The sequence below is a fragment of the Peribacillus asahii genome (assembly GCF_004006295.1).
GTDB lineage: Bacteria > Bacillota > Bacilli > Bacillales > DSM-1321 > Peribacillus > Peribacillus asahii_A.
In genome coordinates this window covers 108826-127708 of record NZ_CP026095.1, presented here as the reverse complement: position 1 = coordinate 127708, position 18883 = coordinate 108826, and the positions used below count along the sequence as shown (strand labels likewise).

Annotated in this window: 17 protein-coding genes and 1 other annotated feature; all 17 genes read right to left on the bottom strand. The window is 39.3% G+C overall.

Going from position 1 to position 18883, the window contains the following annotated elements:
• Positions 1-31 precede the first annotated feature (31 nt).
• The 17 genes from rpsJ to sigH all read right to left on the bottom strand — a co-directional run bounded on the left by rpsJ (position 32) and on the right by sigH (position 18854).
• The gene (gene rpsJ, locus BAOM_RS00655) at positions 32-340 is read right to left on the bottom strand and encodes a 30S ribosomal protein S10 (RefSeq protein WP_019244375.1); all 309 of its coding nucleotides are present in this window, start codon (positions 338-340) and stop codon (positions 32-34) included.
• Between the two features lie 557 nt (positions 341-897).
• Complete coding sequence (gene tuf / locus BAOM_RS00650; protein ID WP_127758662.1) at positions 898-2085, bottom strand: elongation factor Tu; 1188 nt, start codon at positions 2083-2085, stop codon at positions 898-900.
• Positions 2086-2203: 118 nt separating this feature from the next.
• Positions 2204-4282, bottom strand: coding sequence for an elongation factor G (fusA, locus tag BAOM_RS00645; protein ID WP_127758661.1), 2079 nt, complete (start codon positions 4280-4282; stop codon positions 2204-2206).
• Between the two features lie 47 nt (positions 4283-4329).
• Entirely contained in the window at positions 4330-4800 is a 471-nt protein-coding gene (rpsG, locus tag BAOM_RS00640; protein WP_127758660.1) for a 30S ribosomal protein S7, read from the bottom strand.
• Between the two features lie 44 nt (positions 4801-4844).
• Positions 4845-5267 (bottom strand): 30S ribosomal protein S12, encoded by a 423-nt coding sequence (gene rpsL / locus BAOM_RS00635; protein WP_127758659.1) that lies wholly within the window; start codon positions 5265-5267, stop codon positions 4845-4847.
• A gap of 103 nt (positions 5268-5370) precedes the next feature.
• Positions 5371-5619, bottom strand: coding sequence for a 50S ribosomal protein L7ae-like protein (locus BAOM_RS00630; RefSeq protein ID WP_127758658.1), 249 nt, complete (start codon positions 5617-5619; stop codon positions 5371-5373).
• 292 nt (positions 5620-5911) lie between these two features.
• Entirely contained in the window at positions 5912-9505 is a 3594-nt protein-coding gene (gene rpoC, locus BAOM_RS00625) for a DNA-directed RNA polymerase subunit beta' (RefSeq protein WP_127758657.1), read from the bottom strand.
• A 158-nt stretch (positions 9506-9663) separates the two neighbouring features.
• Positions 9664-13245: a DNA-directed RNA polymerase subunit beta gene (gene rpoB, locus BAOM_RS00620; protein WP_127758656.1), complete on the bottom strand. Its 3582-nt coding sequence runs from the start codon at positions 13243-13245 to the stop codon at positions 9664-9666.
• A 238-nt stretch (positions 13246-13483) separates the two neighbouring features.
• Positions 13484-14089 (bottom strand): class I SAM-dependent methyltransferase, encoded by a 606-nt coding sequence (locus BAOM_RS00615; protein ID WP_127758655.1) that lies wholly within the window; start codon positions 14087-14089, stop codon positions 13484-13486.
• 161 nt (positions 14090-14250) lie between these two features.
• A complete protein-coding gene (gene rplL, locus BAOM_RS00610) occupies positions 14251-14613 on the bottom strand; it encodes a 50S ribosomal protein L7/L12 (protein WP_127758654.1) in 363 nt (120 codons plus the stop codon).
• Positions 14614-14670: 57 nt separating this feature from the next.
• Positions 14671-15171: a 50S ribosomal protein L10 gene (gene rplJ / locus BAOM_RS00605; protein ID WP_127758653.1), complete on the bottom strand. Its 501-nt coding sequence runs from the start codon at positions 15169-15171 to the stop codon at positions 14671-14673.
• Positions 15172-15210: 39 nt separating this feature from the next.
• Positions 15211-15361, bottom strand: a sequence feature (ribosomal protein L10 leader region).
• Between the two features lie 50 nt (positions 15362-15411).
• The gene (gene rplA / locus BAOM_RS00600) at positions 15412-16110 is read right to left on the bottom strand and encodes a 50S ribosomal protein L1 (RefSeq protein ID WP_127758652.1); all 699 of its coding nucleotides are present in this window, start codon (positions 16108-16110) and stop codon (positions 15412-15414) included.
• Positions 16111-16214: 104 nt separating this feature from the next.
• Positions 16215-16640, bottom strand: a complete 426-nt coding sequence (rplK, locus tag BAOM_RS00595) for a 50S ribosomal protein L11 (protein ID WP_029282857.1) — start codon at positions 16638-16640, stop codon at positions 16215-16217.
• 185 nt (positions 16641-16825) lie between these two features.
• Positions 16826-17359, bottom strand: coding sequence for a transcription termination/antitermination protein NusG (gene nusG, locus BAOM_RS00590; protein WP_127758651.1), 534 nt, complete (start codon positions 17357-17359; stop codon positions 16826-16828).
• A gap of 228 nt (positions 17360-17587) precedes the next feature.
• The gene (gene secE, locus BAOM_RS00585; RefSeq protein WP_127758650.1) at positions 17588-17770 is read right to left on the bottom strand and encodes a preprotein translocase subunit SecE; all 183 of its coding nucleotides are present in this window, start codon (positions 17768-17770) and stop codon (positions 17588-17590) included.
• 51 nt (positions 17771-17821) lie between these two features.
• On the bottom strand, positions 17822-17971 hold the full coding sequence (rpmG, locus tag BAOM_RS00580) for a 50S ribosomal protein L33 (RefSeq protein WP_119118197.1): 150 nt from the start codon (positions 17969-17971) through the stop codon (positions 17822-17824).
• A 232-nt stretch (positions 17972-18203) separates the two neighbouring features.
• On the bottom strand, positions 18204-18854 hold the full coding sequence (gene sigH, locus BAOM_RS00575) for an RNA polymerase sporulation sigma factor SigH (RefSeq protein ID WP_119118196.1): 651 nt from the start codon (positions 18852-18854) through the stop codon (positions 18204-18206).
• Between the last annotated feature and the right edge of the window lie 29 nt (positions 18855-18883).

Here is an 18883-nt window from a genome sequence, read left to right as displayed (position 1 = left end):
TCCTAGAGTAATTGTTCATTTTTTATATGAATTATAATTTAATTTCAATATCAACGCCTGATGGTAAATCTAAACGCATCAATGAATCAACTGTTTGCGGAGTTGGATTAACGATGTCGATTAGACGTTTATGCGTACGCATTTCGAATTGCTCACGAGAATCTTTGTATTTATGAACCGCACGAAGGATTGTATAAACAGATCTTTCAGTTGGCAATGGGATCGGACCAGATACAGCCGCACCAGAGCGTTTTGCAGTTTCAACAATTTTCTCAGCAGATTGATCAAGGATTCTATGATCATATGCTTTTAAACGGATACGAATTTTTTGTTTTGCCATTATTTTCCCTCCTTTTCGCCTATTTTAAAATAGACCTTCTCAATGGAAATTTCCCACTCACCCGCCATGGCAAAGCGGCCGGGTGTGTCAGCAACCTTCCATATCATCGCAGTCAAAGACCAACATTGTCTATTATACACAAAGCCCAAAGAATAAGCAAGAAAAACTTGCAACAAACTTTGTGTAACACACTTTTACTATTATACATAGATATAGTCCTCTTATCAAGTGTTAGTTCACAACAACTTTAAAACCAGTTTCTTCTATTAATAAATAAAACTTTTTATGTAAAGTTATTTATATAGATATAAAGGAAAATAAGACACATATAAGAAAAGTGGAACTAGAAGGGGATGTTACTCTTTACCTTTATCTATTGAACAGAGTATAGAGTATAAATCGACGAGCTGGGCTACATACAATACAGCCGCACTTCATTTTAACTCATAGCTTCTAAGTACTTATACTAGTTTCCTATACAATAAAAAAGGCCAGACAGCGTCCTGTCTGGCCCTTTCAGAAGGCGTCCCTTCCTATTTTACAAACCATTGTTATAATTACTCAGTGATTGTAGCAACTACGCCAGCGCCTACAGTACGTCCACCCTCACGGATAGAGAATTTAGTACCCTCTTCGATAGCGATTGGAGCGATCAATTCAACAGTCATTTCGATGTTGTCACCAGGCATAACCATTTCTACGCCTTCAGGTAAGTTACAGATACCAGTTACGTCAGTTGTACGGAAGTAGAACTGAGGACGGTAGTTAGAGAAGAATGGAGTGTGACGTCCACCTTCTTCTTTTGAAAGAACATAAACTTCAGCTTTAAATTTAGTGTGTGGAGTGATTGAACCTGGTTTAGCAAGTACTTGTCCACGTTGGATATCTTCACGAGCTACACCACGAAGAAGTGCACCGATGTTATCACCAGCTTCAGCATAGTCAAGAAGTTTACGGAACATTTCAACACCTGTTACAGTAGTTGATTTTGGCTCTTCAGAAAGACCGATGATTTCGATTACGTCACCGACTTTGATTTGTCCACGCTCAACACGTCCTGTAGCAACTGTTCCACGTCCAGTGATTGAGAATACGTCCTCAACTGGCATCATGAAGTCTTTATCAGTATCACGAGTTGGTGTTGGGATGTACTCATCAACAGCGTTCATTAATTCGTGAATTTTTTCTTCCCAAGCAGCGTCTCCTTCAAGAGCTTTAAGAGCAGAACCTTTGATAACTGGGATATCATCACCAGGGAAATCGTATTCAGAAAGAAGATCACGGATCTCCATTTCTACTAATTCAAGAAGTTCTTCATCGTCTACCATGTCACATTTGTTCATGAATACAACAAGGTAAGGTACACCTACTTGACGAGAAAGAAGGATGTGCTCACGAGTTTGTGGCATTGGGCCATCAGCAGCAGATACTACTAAGATACCGCCGTCCATTTGAGCAGCACCAGTAATCATGTTTTTAACATAGTCAGCGTGTCCTGGGCAGTCAACGTGTGCGTAGTGACGGTTAGCAGTTTCGTACTCAACGTGTGCAGTAGAGATTGTGATACCACGTTCTCTTTCTTCTGGAGCACCATCGATTTGGTCATAAGCGCGTGCTTCTGCACCACCTGATTTTGCAAGTACAGTTGTGATAGCAGCTGTTAAAGTAGTTTTACCATGGTCAACGTGACCAATTGTTCCAACGTTAACGTGTGGTTTTGAACGATCAAATTTTTCTTTAGCCATTAGGGAATTCCTCCTTAAATTTACGAATAATATTAAGTATATAGTTCTGTGACAGAAGAAAAATTCTTCCATCACAGCTTACATAAGTAGTTATACTTTAATAAAGTATGAAAATCAATTATTCACCTTTATTTTTTTTGATAATTTCTTCAGAAATGCTCTTTGGTACTTCTTCATAGTGATCGAAGTGCATAGAGAATGTTCCGCGTCCTTGTGTATTAGAACGTAGAGATGTTGCATATCCGAACATTTCAGATAGTGGAACCATTGCTTTAACAACTTGCGTGTTACCGCGAGCTTCCATACCTTCTACACGGCCACGACGTGATGTAACATCACCCATGATATCTCCCATGTATTCTTCCGGAATAACAACTTCTACTTTCATAATTGGTTCAAGGATAACCGGTTGACATTTAGATACTGCATTTTTAAGTGCCATAGATGCGGCAATTTTAAACGCCATTTCATTGGAGTCAACATCATGGTATGATCCGTCGAAAAGTTTTGCTTTAATATCGATAAGAGGGTATCCAGCAAGTACACCGCGATCAAGAGAGTCTTCTAGACCAGCTTGAACTGCAGGGATGTATTCACGTGGTACAACACCACCGACGATAGCATTTTCAAATTCGAAGCCTTTTCCTTCTTCGTTTGGAGAGAACTCGATCCACACGTGACCAAATTGTCCACGACCACCAGATTGACGTACGAATTTACCTTCAACTTGTGCTGATGCACGGAATGTTTCACGGTAAGCTACTTGAGGAGCACCTACGTTCGCTTCTACCTTAAATTCACGACGCATACGGTCAACAAGGATATCTAAGTGAAGTTCACCCATACCAGCGATAATTGTTTGACCTGTTTCTTGGTCAGTATGCGCACGGAATGTTGGATCTTCATCTTGTAGTTTTTGTAAAGCTTGAGACATTTTGTCTTGGTCAGCTTTTGATTTTGGTTCAACAGAAAGCGAGATAACTGGCTCTGGGAAGACCATAGACTCAAGAATAACTTGGTTTTTGTCATCACATAGAGTGTCACCTGTTGTAGTATCTTTCAAACCTACTGCAGCTGCGATATCTCCTGCGTATACTTCAGAGATTTCTTCACGGCTGTTTGCATGCATTTGAAGGATACGTCCAACACGCTCACGTTTACCTTTTGTAGAGTTGATTACGTAAGAACCAGATTGCAATGTACCAGAGTATACACGGAAGAATGTAAGTTTCCCTACATATGGATCCGTCATTACTTTAAATGCAAGTGCTGAGAATGGCTCTTCATCGCTTGAATGACGCTCAACTTCTTCTTCGCTATCAGGAAGAGTACCTTTAATAGAAGGTACATCAGTTGGAGCTGGAAGATAGTCGATAACGGCATCTAGCATTGGTTGTACACCTTTATGCTTGAAAGCAGTACCACAGATTACTGGATAGAATTCAACAGCGATTGTCGCTTTACGGATTGCCGCTTTAAGCTCTTCAACTGTAATTTCTTCTCCACCTAGGTATTTTTCCATTAACTCTTCATCAACTTCAGCAACACCTTCGATTAATTTCTCGCGGTATTCTTGAGCTAATTCAAGATGTTCTGCAGGAATTTCACCTTCTGTGATATCAGTACCTTGATCATTGCCGTAGAAAGTTGCTTTCATTTCTACTAAGTCAATGATTGCTGAGAAGTTATCTTCAGCACCAATTGGTAATTGGATTGGGTGAGCGTTCGCTTGAAGGCGATCGTGTAGAGTTCCTACAGAATATAAGAAGTCTGCACCCATTTTATCCATTTTGTTTACGAATACAATACGTGGTACTCCGTAAGTTGTTGCTTGACGCCAAACTGTTTCAGTTTGAGGCTCAACACCTGATTGCGCATCAAGAACAGCTACAGCTCCATCAAGAACACGTAGAGAACGCTCAACTTCAACAGTGAAGTCAACGTGACCTGGAGTATCGATAATGTTGATACGGTTACCGTTCCATTGTGCAGTTGTTGCAGCAGATGTAATTGTAATTCCGCGTTCTTGCTCTTGTTCCATCCAGTCCATTTGTGAAGCACCTTCGTGCGTTTCACCAATTTTATGGATTTTACCAGTGTAATAAAGAATACGTTCTGTAGTTGTCGTTTTACCAGCATCAATGTGAGCCATGATCCCGATATTACGAGTATTTGCTAAGGAGAACTCTCTTGCCATTTGTCTTTCTCCTTCCTTCTATGAATTTAATTTTATAGTATTTAATCTTACCAACGGTAGTGAGCGAATGCTTTGTTCGCTTCTGCCATTTTGTGTGTATCTTCACGTTTCTTAACTGATGCACCAGTGTTGTTAGCTGCATCCATGATTTCAGAAGCTAAACGCTCTTCCATCGTTTTTTCTCCACGAAGACGAGAGTAGTTTACTAACCAACGAAGACCTAGAGTTGAACGGCGGTCTGGACGCACCTCAACTGGTACTTGGTAGTTAGCACCACCTACACGGCGTGCTCTAACTTCTAATACAGGCATGATGTTTTTAAGTGCTTGTTCAAACACTTCGATTGGTTCATTGCCAGTACGTTCTTTAATAAGATCGAATGCAGAGTAAAGAATTTTTTGTGATTTACCTCTTTGTCCATCAACCATCATTTTGTTGATTAAACGAGTCACAAGTTTTGAATTATAAATTGGATCTGGTAATACATCTCTTTTTGAAACAGGTCCTTTACGAGGCATTAATTTTTCCTCCTTTCAAAGAAAATCATATTTTAAGTTTTAGATTATTTTTTTGCAGCTTTTGGACGCTTCGTACCGTATTTAGAACGGCCTTGCATACGATTGTTAACACCAGCAGTGTCAAGCGCACCACGAACGATGTGATAACGTACCCCTGGTAAATCTTTTACACGACCACCGCGGATAAGTACCACGCTGTGTTCTTGTAAGTTGTGACCGATACCTGGGATATAAGCTGTTACCTCGATACCGTTTGTTAAACGTACACGCGCATATTTACGTAACGCAGAGTTTGGTTTTTTCGGTGTCATTGTACCAACACGCGTACAAACACCACGTTTTTGCGGAGATGATACGTTAGTTTGTGCTTTCTTGAAGCTGTTGTAGCCTTTGTTTAGCGCTGGTGATTTTGAATTAATTTCTTTTGATTCGCGACCTTTGCGCACTAATTGGTTAATAGTAGGCATTCTATTTTTCCTCCCTTCACTTTTTCATTCCTAGTACCACACATCCAGGTGGTTCATAAATGGGTAAAAACAAAGTCCTTGCAATTGTTATGCAAAAACGAGTTTACTTTTTTAGGGCAACAGTTGCTGCTCCGACATCTATACTGCATGCTTTTCCAAGCATTTTCATCGAATCAACATATGTGATCGGAACATTCAACTCAGTAGCAGTTTCAACAACGCGCGCTGTCAAGTAAATATCCGCATCTCGAGCAATGATAATCTCTTGAATCAAATTGTGTTTCAGAGCTCTCACTGTTTGTTTCGTTCCTATAACCACAGACTTTGCCTGCATTACTTTTTCATAAGACATGGTCTATATCCTCCAGAGTTACAAGGTAACGTAGGAGCACCTTTGCTATATTATCACCTTTTAACAATTGGTGTCAACTTCTTTTGAAAAGTTTTTTAGCAAATGTTTTCCTTATTTTAAAGACTATGCTATATGACTCTTCATTTTCGACCTATTTAAACTATAATTCCATGAAATACTCACGTTTGACATAACCTTTAAAAAGCTGACTCAATAAAGTCTGCTAAGTCATTCTACTTTATTTTAAAGTGAATGATCTTGCCTTCCTTTATTGAGCCAACCTCAATGGTTATTAGTCTACTGTAACTGTTTCTTCATCCTCAGCAACTACAGGCTGTGCTTTGCGGTAACGAAGCATACCTGTACCCGCAGGGATTAACTTACCAATAATAACATTTTCCTTCAAGCCTAATAATTCATCGCGTTTTCCTTTAATTGCAGCGTCTGTTAAGACTCTTGTTGTTTCTTGGAACGATGCTGCAGACAAGAAAGAATCTGTTTCAAGAGATGCCTTTGTAATACCTAACAGAACTGGACGTCCCGTTGCTGGTAATTTACCGTTCATTAACGCTTCTGTATTGGCAAGCGTAAATTGATGTACATCTAGTAATGTTCCTGGAAGAACTTCTGTTTCACCCGCATCTAAGACACGAACTTTGCGAAGCATCTGTCTAACCATTACTTCGATATGTTTGTCACCAATTTCTACCCCTTGCATACGATATACTTTTTGTACTTCATGCAATAGATATTCTTGAACAGTTAACACATCTGTGACTTTCAACAATTCTTTTGGATCGATGGAACCTTCTGTTAACTCTTCGCCTCGACGTACATGTGAATCGACTTTCACTCTTAGACGTGCTGTATATGGTGCCGTATACGTACGAGACTCGACAGCCCCTTGAATCACAATTTCCTGTTGTTTATCACGAATCTCATTGATTGAAACAACTGTACCTTCAATCTCAGAGATAATCGCTTGACCTTTTGGATTTCTCGCTTCAAAAATCTCCTGAATACGAGGTAAACCTTGAGTAATATCGTCTCCGGCAACCCCACCTGTATGGAATGTACGCATCGTTAACTGAGTACCTGGTTCACCAATTGATTGTGCGGCAATTGTACCAACTGCCTCTCCGACTTCAACTGCTTGACCCGTTGCTAAGTTACGACCATAACATTTTTTACATACACCATGGCTTGTGTTACACGTAAAGGCAGAACGAATCCATACTGTTTCAATACCTAGAGATTCAATATAGTTTGCAAGATCTTCTGTGATTAAACCATTCTCTGGAACAATAACTTCATCCGTTTCTGGGTGTTTAATCGCTTTTCTTGCATAACGTCCAACTAAACGCTCTTCAAGTGCTTCAATAATTTCTGTACCTTCTCTTAAAGCAGAAATTTTCAAGCCGCGATCTGTACCACAATCGTCATCACGAATGATAACATCTTGCGCTACATCTACTAAACGACGAGTTAAGTAACCAGAATCGGCAGTTTTTAGTGCTGTATCGGCAAGACCTTTACGCGCACCGTGAGTAGAGATGAAGTATTCTAATACCGTTAAACCTTCACGGAAACTTGACTTAATCGGTAACTCAATAATTCGACCAGCCGGGTTGGCCATCAATCCACGCATACCCGCAAGCTGCGTAAAGTTAGAGGCGTTACCACGGGCACCGGAATCACTCATCATAAAGATTGGGTTACGACGGTCTAAGGAATCCATCAGTTTAGATTGGATTGTATCTTTTGCCGCACTCCAAATCGCAATAACGCGGTCATAACGCTCATCTTCTGTGATTAAACCACGTCTGAATTGTTTTAATACGTTATCCACTTTTTGTTGTGCTTCATCAATAATTCCTTGCTTTTCACCTAATACAACGATATCTGCTACACCAACCGTAATACCGGCTTTTGTAGAATATTTGAATCCAAGATCTTTCATGCGATCAAGCATTTTGGATGTTTCTGTAATTTTGAAACGTTTAAATACTTCCGCAATGATATTTCCAAGATATTTTTTCTTAAATGGATCAATCACTGGCTGTGCTTTAATCAATTCTAGAATATTAGCGCCTTTGTCCACAAAATATTTTTCCGGTGTTTTCGTTTCTAAGTTATAACGAGTTGGCTCGTTAATGTATGGGAACGAATTCGGTAAAATTTCATTAAATACTAATTTCCCAACTGTTGTTAATAACAGCTGATTATTTTGCTCTTCTGTAAACGTTTGGTTGTTTAAAGAAGAAGCTTGCACTGCACAACGAGAATGCAGGTGGACATAACCATTTTGGTAAGCAAGTAATGCCTCATTTGTATCTTTAAAGACCATTCCCTCGCCCATTGCACCTTCTCGTTCTAATGTTAGGTAGTAGTTCCCTAATACCATATCCTGAGATGGCGTTACGACTGGTTTTCCGTCTTTTGGATTCAAGATGTTTTGAGCAGCTAACATTAGCATGCGTGCTTCTGCTTGCGCTTCTGAAGACAATGGTACGTGAACGGCCATTTGGTCACCATCGAAATCGGCGTTGTATGCTGTACATACAAGTGGATGCAGGCGAATCGCACGACCTTCTACTAGCGTTGGTTCAAACGCTTGAATACCAAGTCTGTGCAGCGTTGGGGCACGGTTCAGCAATACAGGATGTTCTCTGATTACTTCTTCTAATACGTCCCAAATTTCAGGAGAGAAACGTTCAATCTTACGTTTAGCTGATTTAATATTATGTGCTAAACCTTTTTGAACAAGCTCCTTCATAACGAATGGCTTGAATAATTCAATCGCCATTTCTTTTGGTAAACCACATTGATACATTTTCAAGTTAGGCCCTACAACGATAACTGAACGACCAGAGTAGTCCACACGTTTACCAAGAAGGTTTTGACGGAATCGTCCTTGTTTACCTTTTAACATGTGAGATAATGATTTCAATGGACGATTACCTGGTCCTGTTACTGGACGACCACGACGGCCATTATCAATCAATGCATCAACAGCTTCCTGCAGCATACGTTTTTCGTTTTGAACGATAATGCTTGGTGCTCCAAGATCTAATAATCGTTTCAAACGATTATTTCGGTTAATTACACGACGATATAAATCATTTAAATCAGATGTCGCGAAACGACCACCATCTAGTTGAACCATTGGGCGAAGCTCTGGCGGAATAACCGGCAGAACATCTAAAATCATCCATGAAGGTTCATTACCAGAATTACGGAACGCTTCTAACACTTCTAATCGTTTAATCGCACGAGTTCTACGTTGCCCTTGAGCCGTTTTTAACTCTTCCTTCAACGCTTCTACTTCTTTTTCCGTATCAATATCTTGAAGAAGCTTCTTAATAGCTTCAGCACCCATAGCAGCTTGGAATTTCTTCCCGTATTTCTCGCGGTATGCACGATACTCTTTTTCAGAAAGCAGTTGTTTCTTTTCTAAAGTTGTATCGCCTGTTTCTGTTACAACATAAGAAGCAAAGTAAATAACTTCTTCTAGTGCACGAGGAGACATATCTAATACAAGTCCCATACGGCTTGGAATACCTTTAAAGTACCAAATATGTGATACAGGAGCAGCTAGTTCAATATGACCCATACGTTCACGACGAACTTTTGATCGAGTCACTTCTACGCCACAACGATCACAGACTACACCTTTATAACGAACACGTTTGTATTTACCACAGTGACATTCCCAGTCTTTCTGTGGACCAAAGATTCTTTCGCAGAATAAACCATCTTTTTCTGGCTTTAATGTACGATAGTTAATTGTTTCAGGTTTTTTCACTTCTCCATGTGACCAAGAACGAATCTTGTCTGGTGAAGAAAGACCAATCTTCATATACTCAAAATTATTAACGTCTAGCAAGGGGCCTACCTCCCTTTTAATCTCCAGGTTTTACCCTTATTGCTTATCTACATAAACAATCATAACGCAAGATTTCTCTCACGATCATCAACCATTATATGAATGAGGCTTTAACAGGCAGCACGATATGGCTACCTGTTAAAGTCATTATCTGTTCATTAATCTGTAGTAACTGAGCTAGATTGTGCTCCTACTTCAGAAGCAACCATCTCTTTTGTATCAGATTCCATGTTTAATACGTCTGACTGATTAGCGTCATCCTCATCCTCTAAATCTCGCATCTCAATTTCTCGATCTTCAGAGTTCATGATTTTAACATCTAATCCTAAGCTTTGAAGTTCCTTAATCAATACTTTGAACGATTCAGGTACACCTGGTTCTGGAACATTCTCGCCTTTAACAATTGCTTCGTATGTTTTCACACGACCAACAACATCATCCGATTTAACAGTAAGAATTTCTTGAAGTGTATACGCGGCACCATATGCTTCAAGTGCCCAAACCTCCATCTCACCGAAACGCTGTCCACCGAATTGTGCTTTACCACCAAGCGGTTGCTGCGTAACAAGAGAGTATGGTCCAGTTGAACGAGCATGAAGCTTATCGTCAACCATGTGCGCAAGTTTAATCATATACATGACACCTACGGATACACGATTGTCAAATGGTTCTCCTGAACGTCCGTCATATAATACGGTTTTCGCATCACGAGCCATACCAGCTTCTTCAATTGTTTCCCAAACATCATCTTCAGTTGCTCCATCGAATACAGGAGAAGCAACGTGAATATTAAGAGCACGAGCGGCCATACCTAAGTGTAGCTCAAGTACTTGACCAATGTTCATACGTGAAGGTACGCCCAGTGGATTTAACATGATGTCAACTGGTGTGCCATCCGGTAAATACGGCATATCTTCTTCAGGAAGGATTCGGGAGATAACCCCTTTATTACCATGGCGACCGGCCATTTTATCCCCTTCATGAATTTTACGTTTTTGTACGATATACACACGCGCTAGTTGGTTTACACCCGGTGGAAGTTCGTCACCATCTTCTCTGTTAAATACTTTAACATCCAAGACGATTCCGCCGCCGCCGTGAGGCACACGAAGAGATGTATCTCGAACTTCACGAGCTTTTTCACCAAAAATTGCATGAAGTAAGCGTTCTTCTGCTGTTAGTTCTGTAACCCCTTTAGGTGTTACTTTCCCTACTAGTAGATCTCCGTCTTTTACTTCTGCACCAACACGGATAATTCCACGCTCATCAAGGTTACGAAGGGCATCTTCCCCAACGTTCGGAATATCACGTGTAATTTCTTCCGGTCCTAATTTTGTATCACGAGACTCTGATTCATACTCTTCAATATGAATCGATGTATACACATCATCTTTTACTAAACGTTCACTCATGATGATGGCATCCTCATAGTTATATCCATCCCATGTCATGAAGGCAACAAGTACGTTGCGTCCAAGCGCTAACTCACCTTTTTCCATTGAAGGACCATCGGCAAGGATTTCACCTTTTACAACTTTGTCTCCTATGCTAACAATTGGGCGTTGGTTATAGCACGTTCCTTGGTTAGAACGAATAAATTTCAATAAACGGTATTTATCAAGGTTCCCCTTCACTTCTTGACCGTCTACTTCTGATACACGTCGAACCCAAATTTCGCGAGCTTCTACGTGTTCAACGATACCAGGGTGTTTACAAATAACAGCTGCACCAGAGTCTTTAGCTGATACGTACTCCATACCTGTACCTACTCGCGGCGCTTCAGGCTGCATTAATGGAACAGCTTGACGTTGCATGTTCGCTCCCATTAAAGCACGGTTGGAGTCATCGTTTTCTAAGAACGGAATACATGCTGTCGCAGCTGATACAACTTGCTTAGGAGATACGTCCATGTAATCGACACGATCGCGCGGAACTACAGTGTTTTCACCACGGAAACGAGCTACAATGCCTTCATCAAGGAATGACCCATCATCAGATAGACGTACATTCGCTTGAGCGACTACATAGTTATCTTCTTCATCTGCTGTTAAGTAATCAATTTGATTTGTGATTTTCCCTGTTTCTGGATCCACTCGGCGATATGGCGTTTCAATGAAACCATATGGATTCACTTTCGCATAACTAGACAATGAGTTAATCAACCCAATGTTTGGACCCTCAGGCGTTTCAATTGGACACATACGACCATAGTGAGAGTAGTGAACGTCACGCACTTCAAAACCAGCGCGTTCACGCGTCAAACCACCAGGTCCTAGTGCAGAAAGACGACGTTTGTGTGTCAATTCAGCAAGCGGATTCGTTTGGTCCATGAATTGAGAAAGCTGAGAACTACCAAAGAATTCTTTAATTGACGCAATAACTGGACGAATATTAATTAGCTGCTGTGGTGTAATCGTGTTTGTATCTTGGATAGACATTCTCTCACGAACAACACGCTCCATACGAGATAATCCAATTCTAAATTGGTTCTGTAGAAGTTCACCAACAGAGCGTAAACGACGATTTCCTAAGTGGTCAATATCATCTGTAATCCCTACACCATGTAATAAGTTAAAGAAATAACTAATAGAAGAAAGAATATCAGCAGGTGTAATATGCTTCACTTCTTCCGTTACATAAGCATTACCAATTACATTAATAACTTTTTCACCATCAGGATCATTTGGTGCGTATATTTTAATTGGTTGAAGCAATGTTTCATCTTCTACTACGCCACCAGTTGGGTGATATGTTTTAAAACCAATGCCATTTTCAAGATGAGGCAAGATTTTATCTAAAATACGTCGATCTAACATCGTGCCTTTTTCAACGATAATTTCTCCTGTTTCCGGATCAATTAACGTTTCGGCAATACGTTGTCCGAATAGACGATTTTTAATGTGTAGCTTTTTGTTTATTTTATAACGACCTACGTTCGCTAAATCATATCGTTTTGGGTCAAAGAAGCGAGAAATCAACAGACTTTTAGCATTTTCGACTGTCGGTGGTTCACCTGGACGAAGACGCTCATAAATCTCAAGCAAAGCTTTTTCTACACTTTCTGTATTGTCTTTTTCAAGCGTGTTGCGTAAATATTCATTGTCACCGATTAAATCAATAATTTCTTGATCAGTACCAAAGCCTAGCGCACGCATCAATACCGTAACTGGTAATTTTCGCGTACGATCGATTCTTACATACACAACATCTTTTGCATCTGTTTCATATTCAAGCCATGCACCACGGTTTGGAATAACCGTTGCTGTAAAGCCGCGCTTCCCGTTTTTATCCATTTTCCCACTGTAATACACACTTGGAGAGCGTACTAACTGAGAAACGATAACACGTTCAGCACCATTAATAATGAATGTTCCTGTTTCTGTCATCAATGGGAAGTCACCCATGAAAACATCTTGGTCTTTTACTTCACCTGTATCTTTATTAACAAGGCGTACCTTTACACGAAGAGGTGCTGAATACGTAACATCACGCTCTTTTGATTCTTCTACTGGATACTTAGGTTCAGCCAAGCTGTAATCAATAAATTCAAGTGATAAGTTACCTGTAAAGTCCTCGATTGGAGAAATATCTTGAAACATTTCTCGAAGTCCTTCATCTAGAAACCATTGGTAAGAAGCTGTTTGAATCTCAATAAGATTTGGAAGCTCTAAAACTTCGCTGATTCTTGCATAACTTCTACGTTGGCGGTGTCGTCCATACTGAACTAGTTGACCTGTCAACTGATTCACCCCTTAAATCAAGCGTTATAAGGTTCAATTTGCCACAGAAAGTTGTTACTTTCCATAGACAAAAAGAAAATGGTTTTTGCTTTAAAAACCACTATTTCTCATAAAACGAACTATTATTTATATATTTTTTCCATTTCATACAATTATTATACACGATTGGTATAAAAATTGCATAGTAACGGAATTATATATATGCATTGTATAATACTAACATAGTGAAATTTGAGAGTCAATTTTTTTTAGAAACTAAGATGTAATAACCTTTCTTCTTTTCAACTACTTCTACATTTCCAAATAATTGTTCCAGCTTCTCCATAGCAGATGGCGCCCCTTGTTTCTTTTGAATAACCACCCACAGACACCCACCTTCATTGAGTCGATTGAAGCTTTGCTCAAAAATTTCATGTACAACTGTCTTGCCAGCTCGAATGGGCGGATTCGTCAAAACAGCAGCAATTTGAGTGGAAGTAACTTGTTGAAAGCGATCACTTTCGTGAATTTCTACATTATGAACCCCATTCGACGAAGCATTTTCTTTCGCTAATTCCACAGCGCGACTATTTATATCAATCATTTCAATCGTTCTCTCCGGATAGGATGCTGCAATTGAAAGGCCGATTGGGCCATAGCCACATCCAACATCAAGGATTTTACCTTCAACATCTTCCTCTAGATGAAAACTTTCAATTAATAGCCGCGACCCAAAGTCGATATCACTTTTCGAAAAAACACCGTTATCACTTTTAAAGCGAAAAGAACGCCCTCTTAATGTATAATCCCAGAACTTCGGATTACTTTCAACACCCGGTTTATTTGAATAATAATGCTCTGTCAGAGTCGTCTCCTCCTATCAGAAAAGGAATGTTTGAAGATTATAAAAGAGAAGATTAGTTGAAGGTGATAGACTTGCTACTCTTTACCATAAAGATAATTATTCGTTTGTGGTAAAAGAGAAAAAAGCCCGCCAAATTAGCGAGCTTTTTTGTTTATGCAAGATTACTTAACTTCAACGTTAGCTCCAACTTCTTCAAGTTTAGCTTTGATTTCTTCAGCTTCTTCTTTAGATACGCCTTCTTTAAGTGCTTTTGGAGCGTTATCAACAACTTCTTTCGCTTCTTTAAGGCCAAGACCTGTAAGTTCACGAACAACTTTGATAACTTTGATTTTTTGGTCTCCAGCAGAAGCAAGAACCACATCAAACTCAGTTTGTTCTTCAACAGCAGCACCAGCAGCGCCACCAACTACAGCTACAGGAGCAGCAGCAGTTACACCAAATTCTTCTTCGATAGCTTTTACAAGGTCATTTAATTCTAAAACAGTCATGTTTTTAACCGCTTCAATGATTTGATCTTTAGTCATTGTATATTTCCTCCTAAGATATGTTTTATTGTTTACTAGTTAAGGCCAAAGATTAACTTACGCGCCTTGTTCTTCTTTTTGATCGGCAACTGCTTTTGCAGCAAGAGCAAGATTGCGGATAGGTGCTTGTAGCACAGAAAGAAGCATTGAAAGCAAGCCTTCGCGTGATGGTAGTTCTGCAAGTGCTTTAATTTCTTCAGCAGTTGCAACGTTCCCTTCAATAACACCCGCTTTAATTTCTAGTGCTTCATGTTTTTTAGCAAAATCGTTAAGGATTTTAGCTGGTGCAACAACATCTTCAGTAGAGAATGCAATTGCATTTGGACCTGTTAGAGATTCGTTTAAACCAGCGATTTCAGCAACTTCAGCAGCACGACGAGTTAAAGAGTTTTTGTATACTTTAAAATCGATACCAGCTTCACGAAGTTGTTTACGTAGTTCTGTTACTTCAGCAACTGTTAAACCACGGTAATCAACAACAACAGCTGTTTGGCTCGCTTTGAATTTATCAGCAATCTCAACAACGATTTGTTTCTTTTGTTCAATAATTGCGCTCATCCTTACACCTCCTATGAGATTTGCTTGAAAACATTTATACCGTTCATAGAAAAAGCCTTCATTTCTTTGCAGACATGAAGGCAGTAATTTCAAAAATCATAGTCAGTGACTAGTTTTATCTAATTACCTCGGTAGGGCATTAAGCTTGAGATCAAGCACCTACTGTCTACGGTACAAAAGTTATTCATTTATTCACAACAAGATACATTATAACATCAAATATCTTGTAATGTCAATTAATTATTTTGCATTAAATGTAGAAGCATCAACTTTTACACCAGGGCCCATTGTAGTTGTTACAGAAATGTTTTTCATGTAAGTTCCTTTAGCAGCCGCAGGTTTTACTTTTAATAAAGTGTCGTAAATAGTTGTGAAGTTTTCTACTAGTTTAGCATCTTCGAAAGAAACTTTACCGATTGGAGCATGAATATTTCCTGCTTTATCAACACGGTACTCTACTTTACCAGCTTTGATTTCGTTAACAGCTTTCGTTACGTCAAATGTAACTGTACCTGTTTTTGGGTTTGGCATTAAACCTTTTGGTCCTAATACGCGACCAAGTTTACCAACTTCACCCATCATATCTGGAGTTGCAACGATTACGTCGAAGTCAAACCATCCTTGTTGGATTTTGTTGATGTAGTCAGCATCACCTACGAAATCAGCACCAGCAGCTTCAGCTTCTTTTGCTTTTTCACCTTTAGCGAATACTAATACACGTTGAGTTTTACCAGTTCCGTTTGGAAGCACAACTGCTCCACGGATTTGTTGGTCAGCTTTCTTAGGGTCTACACCTAGACGGAAAGCAACTTCAACTGTAGCATCGAATTTAGAAAAGTTTGCTTTTTTTGCTAATTCAACAGCTTCAACCACTGAATAAGCTTTTGTGCGGTCGATTAATTGTGCCGCTTCAAGATATTTTTTACCTTTTTTAGCCATGATATATAATCCTCCTATATTGTGGTTTTAACGGAATGACCTCCCACTAATAAAGGTTGCGAGTAAATCGCAACCCCGTAGAAAACCGATAACCTTTACATGGATTAGTCTTCGATGACAATACCCATGCTGCGTGCTGTACCTTCAACCATACGCATTGCAGACTCAACGTTTGCAGCGTTTAGATCAGGCATTTTTGTTTCAGCAATCTCGCGTACTTTATCACGCTTGACTGTAGCAACTTTATTACGGTTAGGCTCTCCAGAACCAGACTCGATACCAGCTGCTTTCTTAAGCAATACTGCAGCGGGTGGAGTTTTCGTAATGAATGTAAATGAACGGTCTTCAAACACCGTAATTTCAACAGGAATAATTAGACCAGCTTGATCTGCTGTACGAGCGTTAAACTCCTTACAGAATCCCATGATGTTAACACCAGCTTGACCTAGTGCAGGACCAACTGGCGGTGCCGGATTCGCTTTACCAGCAGGAATTTGCAATTTAACCATTTTAATTACTTTTTTAGCCACGAGACACACCTCCTTATAAGTCCGTGATGTGGTAATAGGGAATCTATAGAAACCCTCCCACTCATCTGAAATTCTTTATTAGCATAATAATAAAGAATGTTTGTAACATATAGGTCTCGAAATTGAAACATACTGACCTTTGAAATTTTACCACTTTCAAAATACTATTTCAAGTTTTTTTCCGTTTATAATTTTTCCACTTGATCAAAATCTAGTTCAACCGGAGTATCTCGACCAAACATATTTACAAGCACGCGAACTTTGCTCTTATCTGTATCTAGTTCTTCGATAGTTCCTCCAAAGTTTGCAAACGGTCCTTCCTTCACTGTTACAGAATCACCTACTTCAAAGTCCACTTCCACTCTGCCTTCTTCAACACCCATGCGTTTTAACACAACTTCAATCTCTTCTGGAAGAAGAGGCGTTGGCTTTGATCCTGCTCCAGAAGAACCGACGAAACCTGTGACACCCGGCGTATTTCTGACTACATACCAAGAATCATCTGTCATGATGATTTCTACTAGTACATATCCAGGGAATACCTTCTTCTTCAACACTTTCTTTTTACCATCTTTAATTTCTGTTTCTTCTTCTTCAGGCACAATCACTCGGAAAATCTTATCTTGCATCCCCATGGATTCTACACGCTTCTCAAGGTTCGCTTTTACTTTATTCTCATATCCCGAATAGGTGTGAACTACATACCAATTCTTTTCCATTCAGTAGGACTATAACGTCCTTCCCTCCCTGCACTCACTATATTTTGAGCCTATGAAACAATATCATTAATAAAATAAGCAAAAATCAACAATTTCATCTCATGTAGACTTACAAGCGTAAGCCAAGGCCATTCTTTCTCTAAATAAAGACAAATTAAAAAACCCGTAACCGGGCTTTTCTCTCATACTTACTTATTCTATCACTATTATACCTTATTTTCGAACCTCTTATTCAACAACTAAACGAATTAATTCAGAAATTCCTAAGTCCACAACAACAAAGAATAATGACATAATAATAACAGTCGCTAAAACAACAATTGTATATTTCGTTAATTCTTTCCGCTTTGGCCAGCTCACTTTTCGCATTTCGCGAGCTACACCGCGGAAAAATTCAGTCATGCGTTTCATGAATGTAACCTCCAAGCATAGGTAACTACTGTCTATCTATTTAAAAAAACCTTACTTTGTTTCCTTATGTGCCGTATGAGCATTACATGTCTTACAGAACTTCTTAATTTCAAGACGTTCAACATTCAATGCTTTGTTACTTTCCGAGCTATAATTTCTAGAACCACAGTCTGTACAAGCTAAGATAATTTTTTTACGCATATTATACACCTATCCTATCTACTACATCCATAAAAACTTATCATGACTGTTTTTTATTGTCAACGTGATTTCATTTAACTGCATCTAGCAATTCGTTCAATACATGCAAGGTAAGGAGTTTTAAACCCATTTGCGGTGAATAATCGTGCCACTTTCTTAGGAAGAGAGGATTCATTTTGACAGTTTAAGTCAATCGATACAATGTGGAGATTCAGTAGAAAAAACGGAGAAACTATAAGTTAATCTCTCTAACTTCTAGATAGCGCTCTAGTTTTCTTTTCACACGTTGTAATGCATTATCGATAGACTTGACATGCCTATTTAGCTCTTCTGAAATTTCCTGGTACGTTTGTCCATCCAAATACAAAGAAAGTACTTTCCGTTCTAAATCGCTTAGCAGTTCTGCCATCTTCACTTCAATATCATCGAATTCTTCTTTATTAATCATAAGCTCTTCCGGGTCTAACACTTTCGCTCCCGAAATAACGTCCATAAGAGTGCGATCAGATTCATCATCATAAATAGGCTTGTCCAGAGAAACATAGGAATTAAGCGGTATATGTTTTTGACGAGTTGCTGTCTTAATAGCCGTAATAATCTGTCTTGTAATACATAGCTCAGCAAACGCCTTAAAAGACGATAACTTATCACCTTTAAAATCACGAATCGCTTTATACAAACCAATCATACCTTCTTGAACGATATCTTCCTTGTCCGCACCAATTAGAAAATACGTTCTAGCTTTTGCTCTTACAAAGTTACGGTACTTTTGAATTAAATAATCTAGCGCTTCACTATCACCTTTGTGTACTAAACCCACTAGCTCATCGTCATCAAGCTGTATATACTCTTCATTCAGCTTCATTCCGGATTTAACGCCCATCTCTCATCCTCCTGACCGTACTCAGATAG

Coding starts and splice junctions, on each gene's coding strand:
- rpsJ (WP_019244375.1), bottom strand. CDS start 340: ATGGCAAAACAAAAAATTCGTATCCGTTTAAAAGCATATGATCATAGA.
- tuf (WP_127758662.1), bottom strand. CDS start 2,085: ATGGCTAAAGAAAAATTTGATCGTTCAAAACCACACGTTAACGTTGGA.
- fusA (WP_127758661.1), bottom strand. CDS start 4,282: ATGGCAAGAGAGTTCTCCTTAGCAAATACTCGTAATATCGGGATCATG.
- rpsG (WP_127758660.1), bottom strand. CDS start 4,800: ATGCCTCGTAAAGGACCTGTTTCAAAAAGAGATGTATTACCAGATCCA.
- rpsL (WP_127758659.1), bottom strand. CDS start 5,267: ATGCCTACTATTAACCAATTAGTGCGCAAAGGTCGCGAATCAAAAGAA.
- BAOM_RS00630 (WP_127758658.1), bottom strand. CDS start 5,619: ATGTCTTATGAAAAAGTAATGCAGGCAAAGTCTGTGGTTATAGGAACG.
- rplL (WP_127758654.1), bottom strand. CDS start 14,613: ATGACTAAAGATCAAATCATTGAAGCGGTTAAAAACATGACTGTTTTA.
- rplJ (WP_127758653.1), bottom strand. CDS start 15,171: ATGAGCGCAATTATTGAACAAAAGAAACAAATCGTTGTTGAGATTGCT.
- rplA (WP_127758652.1), bottom strand. CDS start 16,110: ATGGCTAAAAAAGGTAAAAAATATCTTGAAGCGGCACAATTAATCGAC.
- nusG (WP_127758651.1), bottom strand. CDS start 17,359: ATGGAAAAGAATTGGTATGTAGTTCACACCTATTCGGGATATGAGAAT.
- secE (WP_127758650.1), bottom strand. CDS start 17,770: ATGAAACGCATGACTGAATTTTTCCGCGGTGTAGCTCGCGAAATGCGA.
- rpmG (WP_119118197.1), bottom strand. CDS start 17,971: ATGCGTAAAAAAATTATCTTAGCTTGTACAGACTGTGGTTCTAGAAAT.
- sigH (WP_119118196.1), bottom strand. CDS start 18,854: ATGGGCGTTAAATCCGGAATGAAGCTGAATGAAGAGTATATACAGCTT.